General features: G+C 30.4%; 11 protein-coding genes and 8 tRNA genes. 18 read left to right on the top strand and 1 reads right to left on the bottom strand.

The genetic code is table 11. From position 1 onward, the window contains the following. The first annotated feature begins 175 nt into the window (after positions 1–175). From DWX29_RS07265 to DWX29_RS07175, 18 genes are all read left to right on the top strand, one after another. Positions 176–1,444 (top strand): GH25 family lysozyme, encoded by a 1,269-nt coding sequence (locus DWX29_RS07265; protein WP_118565503.1) that lies wholly within the window; start codon positions 176–178, stop codon positions 1,442–1,444. Between the two features lie 807 nt (positions 1,445–2,251). Continuing rightward, positions 2,252–2,325: transfer RNA gene (locus DWX29_RS07255), tRNA-Arg, on the top strand. 147 nt (positions 2,326–2,472) lie between these two features. After that, positions 2,473–3,720 (top strand): MBL fold metallo-hydrolase, encoded by a 1,248-nt coding sequence (locus DWX29_RS07250; RefSeq protein ID WP_022089053.1) that lies wholly within the window; start codon positions 2,473–2,475, stop codon positions 3,718–3,720. Positions 3,721–3,777: 57 nt separating this feature from the next. Next, positions 3,778–3,972: a hypothetical protein gene (locus DWX29_RS07245; RefSeq protein ID WP_117910322.1), complete on the top strand. Its 195-nt coding sequence runs from the start codon at positions 3,778–3,780 to the stop codon at positions 3,970–3,972. 131 nt (positions 3,973–4,103) lie between these two features. Beyond that, positions 4,104–5,261, top strand: a complete 1,158-nt coding sequence (locus tag DWX29_RS07240) for a class I SAM-dependent RNA methyltransferase (RefSeq protein WP_118565502.1) — start codon at positions 4,104–4,106, stop codon at positions 5,259–5,261. A gap of 51 nt (positions 5,262–5,312) precedes the next feature. Further along, on the top strand, positions 5,313–5,909 hold the full coding sequence (locus tag DWX29_RS07235; protein WP_118565501.1) for an XTP/dITP diphosphatase: 597 nt from the start codon (positions 5,313–5,315) through the stop codon (positions 5,907–5,909). Between the two features lie 41 nt (positions 5,910–5,950). Beyond that, entirely contained in the window at positions 5,951–6,439 is a 489-nt protein-coding gene (locus DWX29_RS07230; protein ID WP_147339825.1) for a metallophosphoesterase, read from the top strand. Positions 6,440–6,569: 130 nt separating this feature from the next. Next, positions 6,570–6,644 (top strand) — tRNA-Pro (locus tag DWX29_RS07225). Between the two features lie 4 nt (positions 6,645–6,648). Continuing rightward, positions 6,649–6,719 (top strand) — tRNA-Gly (locus DWX29_RS07220). A gap of 78 nt (positions 6,720–6,797) precedes the next feature. Next, positions 6,798–6,871: transfer RNA gene (locus tag DWX29_RS07215), tRNA-Arg, on the top strand. Between the two features lie 28 nt (positions 6,872–6,899). Next, a tRNA-His gene (locus DWX29_RS07210) sits at positions 6,900–6,973 on the top strand. Positions 6,974–6,981: 8 nt separating this feature from the next. After that, positions 6,982–7,053 (top strand) — tRNA-Gln (locus DWX29_RS07205). A gap of 29 nt (positions 7,054–7,082) precedes the next feature. Continuing rightward, a tRNA-Lys gene (locus DWX29_RS07200) sits at positions 7,083–7,155 on the top strand. 48 nt (positions 7,156–7,203) lie between these two features. Continuing rightward, positions 7,204–7,283: transfer RNA gene (locus tag DWX29_RS07195), tRNA-Leu, on the top strand. Positions 7,284–7,457: 174 nt separating this feature from the next. Then, entirely contained in the window at positions 7,458–9,539 is a 2,082-nt protein-coding gene (locus DWX29_RS07190; RefSeq protein ID WP_118565500.1) for a hypothetical protein, read from the top strand. A 237-nt stretch (positions 9,540–9,776) separates the two neighbouring features. Further along, on the top strand, positions 9,777–11,618 hold the full coding sequence (locus DWX29_RS07185; protein WP_022088220.1) for an acyltransferase family protein: 1,842 nt from the start codon (positions 9,777–9,779) through the stop codon (positions 11,616–11,618). A 26-nt stretch (positions 11,619–11,644) separates the two neighbouring features. Then, positions 11,645–12,253: a sigma-70 family RNA polymerase sigma factor gene (locus DWX29_RS07180; RefSeq protein ID WP_022088221.1), complete on the top strand. Its 609-nt coding sequence runs from the start codon at positions 11,645–11,647 to the stop codon at positions 12,251–12,253. A gap of 11 nt (positions 12,254–12,264) precedes the next feature. After that, positions 12,265–13,131 (top strand): RsiV family protein, encoded by an 867-nt coding sequence (locus DWX29_RS07175; RefSeq protein WP_022088222.1) that lies wholly within the window; start codon positions 12,265–12,267, stop codon positions 13,129–13,131. A gap of 103 nt (positions 13,132–13,234) precedes the next feature. Here the strand turns inward: DWX29_RS07175 and DWX29_RS07170 are convergent, their stop codons facing one another. Then, positions 13,235–13,684 (bottom strand): CYTH domain-containing protein, encoded by a 450-nt coding sequence (locus DWX29_RS07170; protein WP_022088223.1) that lies wholly within the window; start codon positions 13,682–13,684, stop codon positions 13,235–13,237. Positions 13,685–13,847 lie beyond the last annotated feature (163 nt).

Here is a 13,847-nt window from a genome sequence, read left to right as displayed (position 1 = left end):
TACCGGTTCGATTCCGGTCGCCGGCATAGACAAGCAACTTAGGTTGCTTGTTTTTTTATGCATTAGTTTATATTTTAAGGTATTGTCTTAAAATATTGCTTAATGTTGAATAGTTTATAATTAGTATTAGTATAAGATACATCTGAAAAATTAAAGAAGGTATGAGGGAAAAATAATGAAAAAATTATTATATGCAGTTACAAGCATATGTTTGATGACGGGAATTATATTTTGTAATAATGTGAATACAGAGGCAAAAGTAATCAATAACAAAATTGTTTATGCTAAAAATAATGAAAATGGAATAGCAATAAAATGGGATGTAGTTAGAAATGCGACAAAGTATGTAGTTTATAGAACTAATCAGGATGGAAAGTTTGAAGAATATGATACAGTAAATTATGGAAATAAATATTTAGATGAAAATGTTGAAACAGGTGAAGAATATAGATACGTTATATATTCATATAGGTATTCAAAAAAAATTGCAGAAAGTGATGAATCGGAGAAAATAGTTGGAGATCCAAAGACAGTAACAAACGTTACTGCAAAAACAGGAAAGGGTGATGAAATTTGTATCACTTGGGATATTAATCCATATGCGTCAGGATATTATGTATATAAAAGTTCAGATAATAAAAATTGGGATAAAATAGGAACAGTATATGAAAATGAAGGAAAATATATTGATAAAAATACAGAATATAACATATTAAATAATAGTACTAAATTAAATGCAAAGTTAGTATATAAATACAAAGTAAAGGCATTTGAAAATATAGATGGAATAACATATACAAGTAAAATATCTAATAGTTATGGAATGGCTATTCAGGAAAAAGGAATTGATGTATCACATCACAATGGAAAAATTGATTGGAAAAAAATAAAAAAATCAGGCGTTGATTTTGCAATGATTCGTATAGGGTATGGAGATTCTAAAAAGGGTGGAATAAAGGATAAAAAATTTAAATATAATATGAAAAATGCAAAAGCTAATGGAGTAGAGATTGGCGTATATTTTTATAGTTATGCTGATAACATACGTGAAGCAAAGAAGGAAGCAAAATATGTAATTAAGAAAATGAAAAAATATAATATTGATTATCCAATAGCATATGATTTTGAAAATGATTACAGAAGAAAGCGAAAATTAAAAAAGAAAAACACAAAAATTATTGATGCATTTTGCAAGACAGTAGAAGATGCAGGATATAATACAGTAATATATTCCGATGCAAACTATTTTAGAGATTTCTTATATACAAAGAAATTGGCAAAATATGGGCTTTGGGTTGCAAGATGGACATATGATAAGAATGATTTTAGAGATTATGATTTAGAAAATGTACTTATTTGGCAATACTCAGATAAAGGTAGAATGAAAGGATGTAATTATCCTCTAGACTTAAATGCAAGTTTTATTTGTAAAAATGATAATTAAATTAATTTGATTATATTTTTATTAAATCAAGCAAATTATATGATATAAATTTATATAATTAAATTATAATTTTTATTACACTTTTATAGATAAAAAATTAAGAGCATAATATGTATCGTCTTATTAATATGTACATTAATCTATAGATTAAGAATGAGATTAATAAAAAACATTAAAAATATACATAAAATTAAATATTCAAATGAAAATAAAACTAAATTAACTAAATTAAATTGTTGAAGTGAAAAGTTTATTTCCACTTTGAAAATTGAGAATTATAAAGTGGCATTTACTCTTACGAAAATGAGCAAATGTCACTTTTTTCTTGGCATTTTGTTACAATTAGTGTTACACTAATTGTAACAGAGGCAGAATTTTAAAGAAAATGCACTCAGGACAGTCAGTGGTGCATTTCCTGTCATAAACACACTTGCAGTAATTTCTGCATTCCAAGGGCATGTTGCATTTATGTGAAAGAGAGCGGTGAAGTTTAATTTCCTTGCCAATGGTTGACTTGTTTTTGCCAATGGTTTGAGCAATGGCCGTTTTTGAAGAATCACTGGTAATGCCGGTAAGAATGATGCGTCTTTCATATAATGTTAAATGTGAAAGAGAATTATTAATACTCATATAAACCTGACTTTCCAATGGCTGTCAGGCATATATTAAGTGTAAGACTAAAATCCACTTTACCCACTTCAAAGTGGAAATAAACTTTTGACTTCACAGACTAAATTACTAAATTTATATTGACATCTAATAAATTTTAGTGTAGAATATGCAATGTCGCGTAAAACGACGTTGTTTGTACGTGTAGCTCAGCTGGATAGAGCGTCTGGCTACGGACCAGAAGGTCGTGGGTTCGAATCCTGTCACGTACATTAAAATCCTCTAGATTTGTCTAGAGGATTTTTTGTTATGCTAAATTAAGGTAATTATAAGAGTTTATTTGGTATATGCTATTTTTTTATATATAAATCTTAGAAGGGAGAGTTTTAAATACAAGTAAATTTGTATTGGAAAATAAAATGAAAAAAGTAATAAGATTATTAATATGTATAGCAATGACAATAATATTAACAGTTGGTTGTGAAGACAAAGACATAGATAATACAAATTTTAACAATGAAAATCAAAGTGTAAATTATGATATAGATGTGACTTCAAATAACTTAACTAATGAAAATAAAGTAGAAAGAAGCACAGATGAATTTGACAGTATTTCATCAATTAAAGGAGAATGCAATGTATGGGTACTGGATGTAGGACAGGGAAGTAGTACCTTAGTTGAATCAGATGGTGAATATATGCTTATAGATGGTGGAGACTCAGATAAGTCATCGTATCTGGTAAGTTATTTGAAAAAGAAAGAAATTACAAATTTTAAATATGTAATTGCAACGCATTACGATGCAGACCATTTAAATGGAGTGGTAGGGGCATTAAATGTTTTTGATGTAGAAAATGTTATTTGCCCTGAATATACAACTACAACAAGAGTATATAATTCATTTATCAGTATTATGGATAATAAAAAAATAAATCGAATACAACCAATTGTAGGAGAGACATATTCATTAGGAAGAGGTGAATTCACTATAATAGCGCCAAATTCAACAGGATATAGCAATGTAAATGACTATTCTGTTGGAATTAGGTTTAAATATAATAATAAAAGTTTTTTAGTTGCAGGGGATGCAACTAATATTTCTGAAGAAGAAATTGTAAATAATAGTATAGATATAAATTCAGATGTTTATATAGTAAATCATCATGGTAGTAGTGGATCGAGTTCAAGTGAATTTTTAAATAAAATTGATCCTGAATATGCAGTGATAAGTGCCGGTAAAGGCAATGCGTATGGGCACCCGGCATACAAAACATTGGAAAAACTTAATAAAATAGGAGCAAAAATATATAGGACGGATATAGAAGGTGAAATTGAATTTTCGTTTACGGAAAAAGAAATCCAATTCAATAAAGATTCATATAATAAGTTAGAATCTGGAGAGAAAATAAATAAAGATTCATATGAGAATAACCAAGATAATAAACTTATAAGCTCAAATGAAGGTGATAATAGGTCAATCGAAAATGAAAGTTCAAATAAATCAGACAATTATGTATTAAATAAAAATACTAAGAAAATTCATAAGGATGATTGTAAAAGTGTAAAACAGATGAGTGATAATAATAAGGTATATTTTGATGGAACAATAGATGAGGCAGAGGCACAAGGATATAGTAAGTGTCAAAATTGTTTTAAAAACGAATAAATAAAAATATTTGAGGCATAATATTCATGTAACAAAAAAAGAATTTAGGAGGACATTATGTCAAAAAAATATTCAAATGAATTTTCAAATTCAAAAAATAGTACTTCAAATTTAGAAAACAAAATTTCAGATAATTCAACATCAAAAAACTCAGTTTCAAAGAATACAACATCAAAGAACTCAACTTCAAAGAATACAACATCAAAGAACTCAACTTCAAAAAACGAAGAAGATTGTTCTGATAAATATTAATATTTTTTATAAAAGGAATTTTGTTTTTGTAGAGGCATTTTGCAATTTAGTGCAAAATGCCTTTACATATGTTGCTAAGAATATGGTACAATGGATGAAATTGTTAGTTAAAAAAAGAAAAGGAATAGCATATGAAAAAATATAATTTTGTTGCACCGTGCCATTTTGGAATTGAAGCGGTACTTAAAAGAGAAATTCAGGATTTAGGATATGATATCGTTAAAGTTGAAGATGGAAGAGTCACATTTGAGGGAGATATTTCAGCTGTATGTAGGGCAAATGTTTTTTTGAGAACTGCAGAGAGAGTGTTACTTCAGGTAGGACGAGTTAAGGCGACAACTTATGACGAATTGTTTGAAGCCGTAAAAGCTATGGATTGGGAAGATTATATACCTGAGGATGGAAAATTCTGGGTGAAAAAGGCAAGCTCTATAAAAAGTAAGTTATTTAGTCCTTCTGATATACAAAGAATTGTAAAAAAGGCTATGGTAGAGAAATTGAAATTAAAGTATAGAGTAAACAGATTTGCAGAAACAGGAAATGAGTATCCTTTAAGAGTTGTTTTTTACAAGGATGAAGCTATTATAGCGCTTGATACTTCAGGTGATTCTTTACATAAAAGAGGATATCGTAAAAATACGGCTAAAGCACCTATTTCAGAGACTTTGGCAGCAGCATTAATAATGCTTACACCTTGGAACAAAGACAGAATTTTAGTTGATCCATTTTGTGGAAGTGGAACATTTCCAATAGAGGCAGCGTTAATAGCAGCAAATATTGCACCAGGAATGAATAGAGAATTTACTGCAGAAAACTGGGATAATCTTATTGAAAAGAAATTATGGTATGACGCAATAAATGAAGCAAATGATATGATAAATGATGATATAGAAGTAGATATTCAAGGCTATGATATAGATGGAGAAGTAGTAGAATTTGCCCGAAAAAATGCTGAACTAGCAGGTGTAGACCATTTGATTCATTTCCAAAGAAGACCGGTTAGTGAATTAAGACACAGCAAAAAATATGGGTTTATTATAACAAATCCACCTTATGGAGAAAGATTAGAAGAAAAAGAACAATTACCTCCAATATATCAGGCGTTAGGTAGACAGTACAAGGCACTTGACAGTTGGTCTGCATTTGTAATAACGTCATACGAAGATACTGAAAAATATATGGGGTTAAAAGCAACTAAAAATAGAAAAATATACAATGGAATGATTAAAACATATTTTTATCAGTTTATGGGACCAAAACCGCCTAAAAAGAAGGAAAATTTGCGATAAATGGCGGAATGCTTTAATATTTGTTTGAAAAAAGATAGGAGAGAGATAAAAATGAAAGAAATAATTTTTGCAACAACAAATCAAAATAAAGTAAGAGAAGTAGGAATGATGTGCAATAATCCTGATTTGAAATTGTTAACTTTAAAGGATATTGGCTTAGATGTAGATATTGTAGAAGATGGAAGTACATTTGAAGAAAATGCAATAATTAAAGCAAAAACAATTATGGAAATGACAGGAAAAATAGCTTTAGCAGATGACTCAGGTCTCGAGGTTGATTATTTAAATGGAGAACCAGGAATTTATTCAGCGAGATATTTAGGGGAAGATACACCTTATTCAGAAAAAAATGCCGACATTATTAGAAGACTTGAAGGAGTAGAGGGAAGTGACAGAAGTGCCAGATTTGTGTGTGCAATGGCTGTAGCATTTCCTGATGGAAGAATAAGGACATGTCGAGGAACTATTGAGGGAGTAATAGATTATAAGGAAAAAGGAACAAATGGATTTGGATATGATCCAATAGTTTATGTGCCTGAATATGGGATGACAACAGGTGAAATGGAGCCTGAACTAAAAAATAGTATTAGTCATAGAGGAAAAGCTTTAGAACAGGTAAAAAAGATACTTGAGGAAGAATTGCAGTAATAGATAAACGAATATAGTTAGTGTTTGAAAGTGGTGTTAATATGAAGAGAGTATTAGTTGTAAGTGATTCGCATGGAAACATGGGAAATTTAAGTGAAGTAATAAAAAGATCTAAAGATATTGATATGTTAATTCATCTTGGAGATATACAGGGAGAAGATGAATTACTACGTTCTATGTGCAATTTCCCGGTTGAAATTGTACGTGGAAATTGTGACTTTGAAACAAATAATAAATTATACTTGACAATTGAGCTAGAATGTCATAAGATATTCGCGACCCATGGACATGCTTACGGCGTTGAATGGGGAATAGAAAGATTGTCATATGCAGCTTTAGAAGAAGGTTGTGATATTGCGATGTATGGACATACACATGTTCCGGAAATTATTCAGGGAGATGACATTACGGTTATAAATCCCGGAAGTATTTCAAGACCGCGACAGATGAACCATAAACCAAGTTATATTTTGATGGAATTACTTGACAATGGGGAAGTTTTTTACAATCTAAATTACTTTGAAAAATAAGTGATTAAAAAAATAAAAAAAGTTTAAAAAAGTTGTTGACAAGTTGAAATACATAATATATAATACATCATGTTGCTGCTGAAAAACACAGAACAAAACAGCAACGAAGACGCGAAGTACTAACACCAATCGGGGTGTGGCTCAGCTTGGCTAGAGCGCTTGATTTGGGATCAAGAGGTCGCAGGTTCGAATCCTGTCACCCCGACTTCGCGGGTGTAGTTCAATGGTAGAACACTAGCCTTCCAAGCTAGATACGTGGGTTCGATTCCCATCACCCGCTTTGCTTATTAGAGAGCCTTGTGAAAGTTGATTCTCTATGTAAGCTGAGAGGTTAACACCTAGAAGTTAATGAATGTGCGTGTCCGTAGCTCAGCTGGATAGAGCAACGGCCTTCTAAGCCGTGGGTCGGGGGTTCGAATCCCTTCGGGCACATTGTTCTGGAAAGAAGCCAGATGCTGTGGTGGCTATAGCGCAGTTGGTTAGCGCGCCAGATTGTGGCTCTGGAGGCCGAGGGTTCGAATCCCTCTAGCCACCTTTCACAATGGGCTATCGCCAAGCGGTAAGGCACAGGACTTTGACTCCTGCATTCGCTGGTTCGAATCCAGCTAGCCCAGTTATTGGGCAACCAAGTAAAACATTATATGGGCCACTAGCTCAGGTGGTAGAGCACTTGACTTTTAATCAAGTTGTCCGGGGTTCGAGTCCCCGGTGGCTCACTGACAGGTGTAAGAAATCTTACACCTGTTATTTTTTGAAATGATTTAGCGGGTGTGGCGGAATTGGCAGACGCGCCAGATTTAGGTTCTGGTGGGAGACCGTGCAGGTTCAAGTCCTGTCACCCGCATGAAAAAGGATTGTCGATTGCGACAATCCTTTTTGTTTTTGAAGAATTACTAAAAAATCAAATAAAAAGCTACCTTTAATTAAAAGGAGATATATGGTATTATTTATTATGCTATTCACATGGGATATTAGAATCGAAGAATAAGAAAAGCCAATACATATGGAGGAGAAAAAGGTGGAAAAAGAATTTAGAGACAAGGTTCTTAGATTTGGATTAATAACATTAGTTATATGTATTTTATTGGAAATTTTTGTGTTTAACTATAAGAGCTTTACGTTGTTGGGAGGTAAATATAATCAAAGGACAATTCCAGTGTCGGAAGCACAGGTTACAGGTGCAAGTGAGAGTAATGGAGTATATACTGCATCTGGCAATGAAATAGCAGTAAAGTTTCCGGTAAATGATTATGTTAAAACGATAAAGTTTAATATGGCATCTGCTGATGGTGGAAAAGAACAAACAGATGTAAGTATCGCATATACAGAAAGCGCACATAGAGACTCAGATAGGTATAGCAATAAAAAGATGAATATAGTTAAATCTATGCCTGAAACAAAATATGCTACTTGTAGTTTTACAGGTGAAACATATACGATTACCATGAAAATAGAATCCGAAGCAAATCAGAGGTATACAATTACAGGTTTGACTATAAATGAAAAAATTCCATTTAAATTTTCTTTTATCAGAGTTTTTATGATATTTATCATAATGGTTTTGGGATATGTATTTGCTAAATATCCAGGACTTGATGGAAGAATGAATCTGAAGAAAAAAAGTCAAAAGGCGGTAGTTATATTTGCAGTAGTTGTATCAGCGTTAACACTTACATTTATTGCAAAAATGTATACAGATGATTTGTTTAAAACAGAAGAAGTTGTGACGAATCAGATAAATCAGGAATTAGTTGATGCGTTTGAAAAAGGACAGGTATCATTGCTTGATCCTGTTCCGCAGGCGTTACTCGATGTGGATAATCCGTATGATTGGACGCAAAGAACGACAATGGGAGAATCATACAAATGGGATCATTTGCTTTATAATGGAAAATATTATTCATATTATGGAATAACAACAGTTTTAACGTTATTTATGCCATATCATAAGATTACGGGAAAATATTTTTCTACGGCCTTAGCGACTTACATTTATAGTATGATAGCGTTGATTTTTATAGCATTAATATATATAAGCGTTGTAAAAAACTGGTTTAAAAAGATTCCGTTTAGGATGACTATAATGGGATTGTTTACAACGTTGATAATTAGTGGAGTTACATTAAATGTTGTAAGACCTAAGTTTTACGAATTAGCATCAGCATCAGGACTTTGCTTTACAGCGATAGGAATGTTCTTTATTATAAACAGTGGAATTTTTCAGAAAAAGAAAATTAAAAAAAGTTTCCTGTTTTTGTCTGCGCTGTTTATGGGATTAGCAGTTCTTGCAAGAGTTACAGCTGTATTTTGGTGCTTCGCATGTGTAATATGGATTTTATATGGATTAATTCAGAACAATAAGCAAAATGGAAAGAATGCAATAGAGATTATCAAATATGTTTTGGCAGCAGGTGTGCCTTATGTTGTATTTGGATTAATTCAAATGTGGTACAATTATGCAAGATTTGGTAGTGTTTTTGATTTTGGAATTCAATATTCATTAACAATAAATGATTTTACTCAGGCAAAATCAACTATTGAATTGGTTATGGTTGCTGTTGTAAATACATTGTTAGTTATACCGACTATTAATTCAACATTTCCGTTCATACATGGTAATTATGACTCAATGCAGCTTAATGGGTATTATTTTGTGGATACACCATGTACAATGGGATTGATTGCAAGAGGACTTCCAATACTTTCAGTTCTATATGCACCGAAACTTGCTAAGAATTTTGATAAAAAAGAGAAGATAAAACTTGCATTGACATGGCTTATACCTGGAATTATATTCCCGTTAATAATGGTTTCAATGACATGGGAAAATGGTTATTCCATAAGATACGGATGTGATTATGCATGGCAGTTTATGATGGCGGGATTGGCAGTTATGTTCTATGTTTGTGGAAATATGAAGAATGAACAACTAAAAAAATGGATATACCGAGTTTTTGTATTATGTACGATATGGGCTGTTATAAGTACGATTGCAGCAAGTATTGCTGTTACACCTGAGAGCACATTAACATATTATGATAATGAAAAAGGTATGAGAATATATTGTCATTTAAGAAATCTAATAATGTTTTGGAACTAAATGATTGTGGTGAAATTAAAAAATTAATGAAAAGCCTCATTAGTATACTTACTTTTAAAAGTTAGCACAAAAAAATCTAACGATTAGAAGCCGGGACATTAATGAGGCTTTTTATTTAGTTAGCACAAAAAAACTAAAAGATATAATTTTTCAAAAAAAAGTGTAACCTGATATGAAATTATCGTGTCTATAGATATATAAGATAAAAATAATAAAACTAATTAGAAAGGGATAAAAATGAATACTAAAAAGAAAAATTATATAGAAGGTTTAGATGCAATGAGAGGAATCGCAATTCTGGGAGTTGTTTTTTATCATTTAATACCAGGCAAATTTCCAGGAGGATTTCTTGGAGTCAATATGTTTTTTGTTTTATCAGGATATTTGATTTATAAAGGGGCAGAATGGGAAGTGACGAATGGAAAATATTCTGTTCAAAAATTTTACATGAAACGGATAAAGAAAATTTTCCCACCATTAATAATTATGATATGCTCGGTGTGTGGAATGTTAGCGATATTTATACCGGAAGTGTTAAAAGGAAAAACAAGTGAAATTATTAGCGTTTTTGGAGGATATAATAATTTGTGGCAAATTCAACAAAATGCATCATATTTTGCCAGAATGAGTAACCAGTCGCCATTTACACATTTATGGGCTATAGCTATAGAAATGCAATTTTATATTGTTTGGCCTGTACTATTTTTCATGATAAAACGTGGTGAAAAGTACTTTTCTAAAAAGAAAACTTTAATAATACTTGCTTTAGTAGTGTTAGTTGGCGGAGCGTGGATGAGTGTTTTGTATAGCCCACAAAATGATGTATCAAGATTATATTACGGGACAGATACAAGAATGTTTTCGCTTTTGATGGGAGTGCTTGTAGCAATTATACAAAATAATTTAAAGCATAGCGAGTCAAAAATAGTTTCATATGCCAAAAACATTTTTTTAGTAATGTTAAGTGTGTTATGCATATGTGGATACTTTATTGTAGAAGGACAGAGCGCATATGTATATTTAGGAGGACTGTTCGTAAATAGTGTTATTTGTGCATTAATTGTTTTACTGATGTCTGGCAGTGGATTTAGTAGAGTAATTGAAAAGAGCCCTCTAACTATTGTTGGAAAGATAAGTTATGAAATATATTTATGGATGTATCCTATTATATTTATCTTTGGATATTATAAGGCAAATTATGGAATCACATCATGGGTAATACAGATATTGTTGATTTTAGGTATTGCAATAGTTCAAAATTGCTTTACAAAACGTTTAAACACCAATCGAATAAGAGGCAAAAAAAATAAATTTGTTAAAAGTTATTTAGCTAAGAGTTATTTATCTGCATGTATAGTTTTGATTATGTGTATTTTGACTGTTAGATGTGACTTGTCAAAGGTATTGAATAGAACATTAATAAAAGCTGATGAAAACAAAGTAGTAAGTGAGATGAAAAATGAAAACAATTATGAGAAAAAAAATAATGACATAGCAAATAATCAAGAACCTGTAACTTTAAAAAATGAACAAGTGAATAATAAAGATTATACTAATGAAAAAAAGAAAAAAACAAAAAAGCAGCAAATTAAAAATGAAAAAATTACAATAATAGGAGATTCTGTATTGTTAGGAGCATCAGCCGAATTGAAAAAAATAAATCCTAATATAATTATTGATGCAAAAGTATCAAGACAGGTATCACAGGCAAAAGATATTGTTAAGAATTTAGAAAGAGAAGGAAAACTAGGAGATATTGTTGTTATTGCATTGGGAACAAATGGAACATTTTCTTCTTCGACAGGAAAAGAATTGATTAAAGCTATTGGTGCAAAGCGACAGATATATTGGGTAAATGTTTTTGGCGAACATTTGCAGTGGCAGGAAGAATCAAATCATATGATTGAAAGCATTGTAAACGAATATAAAAATGTGAATTTAATAGATTGGTCAACATATGGAGAAAGTCATAAGGACTGGTTTGTGAATGATGGAATTCATTTAACAGAATCGGGGTGTAAGGCTTACGCAACGTTGCTATATAATAATATTTTAAATAATATAAATACGGATAACTGAAAATAGATTTTAGTAAGGAAATTAAAATGAAAAATTCGTCAATTAATCAAAAAAAAATAAATGAAATAGTGGATGATGAAGTTATTATCAAACAATTTTTTGAAAGGGATGAAAGAGCAATTGTAAATATAGAACAAAAATATGGTAAATATTGTTATTCAATAGCTTTTAGAATTTTGTTAAATGAAAAAGATACAGAGGAGTGTATAAATGATACATGGCTGAAAGTTTGGGATTCCATACCACCGATAATTCCGGAGATTTTATCAGCGTTTATTGGAAAAATAACAAGAAATCAGGCAATTAATAAATATAAATATGAAAATGCAAGCAAAAGAGTTAATTCAAGAATTGAAAAGACATTAGATGAATTAAATGAGTGCGAAATTCTATTGAATAATAATGTGAGTGAAGAAATGGATAGAAAAGAATTAGAAAATTCAATTAATAAATATCTCGAAAAACTGCCAAAACAAAAAAGACAAATATTTGTACGAAGATATTTTTATTTGGATGAAATAAAAGAAATTGCGGATAGGTTTAATCTTAAAGAGTCGGCAGTAAAAGTGTTATTGCATAGAATGAGAAGAAAATTAAAGAGCTATTTGGAAAATGAAGGATATGAAATATATTAAGGAGAATAGGCATGGACAATAAAAAAGAAAAAATCAGTAATTTAGAATTGCTGGAAGCTATGAGTGGAATTAATGAAAAATATTTAAAAGAGGCAGATTCTTTATGCATTAAAAAAAAGAATTATTGGCATATGGCAGTTGCGGTTGCAGCAGTAATTATATGTACAATAATAATTCCTAATATAAATGAATCAACAGCATATGCTATGCAAAAAATACCTTTTGTAGGTGCATATTTTGAAATGGTCACATTTAGGCAATATAAATTTGATGATGGCAAAAATTATGCAGATATTAATTTGAAAAAAGTGAAAAATAAAACAGAAGATACGGAATTAGAAATTAGAGAAAACGCTGATAAATCTGAAGAAAAAATAAATCAGGATATGAAGAAAAAAACAAATGAACTTATTAAAGAATTTAGAAAACAAGTTGGTGGATTAGGGTATTCTTCTTTAAAGGTGAATAATACTGTAGTTACAAATTCAATTGATTATTATTGCATTAAGTTGTCAGCATATATGTCTCAGGCAGATGGTTATGAAGTAAACTATTTTTATACAATTGATAAAAAGACAGGACAAGTGATAAAATTAACAGATTTGTTTAAAAAAGATAGTCAATATGTAGATGTAATTACTAAAGATATAAAGAAACAGATGAAAAAGAAAATGAAAGAAAATTCACAGTATAAATATTTTATAGATGAAGAGGAAAAATATACAACATTTGAAAAAATAGATGAAAATCAACAGTTTTATATTAATAATTCAGGTGAATTAGTTATATGTTTTGCAGAAGGAGATGTTGCACCGGCATATATGGGCGCATTAGAGTTTACAATATCACATAAAACAATCCAAAATATTTTGAAATAAATAAAAAAGACTAATGTAATAATAAAAGGATTTATGCAATAATTAAAAAGGTAAAAAATTTTTAGTTATTGCGTTAAATCCTTTTTTTGTTGAGTTGAAAAAATTACAATATTTCTTTGCTCATATTACTGTTATGATACTTTTTGTCATATGTGACATCTTCTCCGAACCATTCAGGTGGAATAAATGAATTGGCATCTTCGATAGAATTAAATTCGACTTCTACCAGTAAACGACCATCAAATATATCGTGGAAAATATCTAACTCAGCTGTTAGAGAATTAAATAGAGGAATGAGATATCGTGTTTTTGTAATAATATTACCATCGGCTTTTGTCAAAAGATGAAAATAACTTTTTTGATTCAGAGGAAGATTATATTCTTCTCTAGACATCATTCCGCTACCTTTATATGTAAGAAAATAATCCTCATCCTGTTTTCTGATTCGAATAACAGGAGAAGTATTTAAATAAGCCTGTTGAATATCGTGGTGTTCATAAGAGTCTAAATTGTCAGGAAGACATTTAGGAATAAATTTGCGTTCTATTTCCATAAAAATACCATTATAACAAATACGTTAATACCTTTCATAAAATATAGTTGTATAACAAAACATTAAATACTAGAATAATATTATCAGTTTGCTATAATAAAGGCAAGAAAAGTACAAATATAAAGAAAGTGATTGTACAGAATAAAACTAATAAAATGATATA

Origin of the sequence: Eubacterium sp. AF19-12LB, assembly GCF_003479125.1 — a bacterium.
Lineage (GTDB): Bacteria > Bacillota > Clostridia > Lachnospirales > Lachnospiraceae > Eubacterium_U > Eubacterium_U album.
This window is presented reverse-complemented; position numbering and strand designations above follow the sequence as displayed.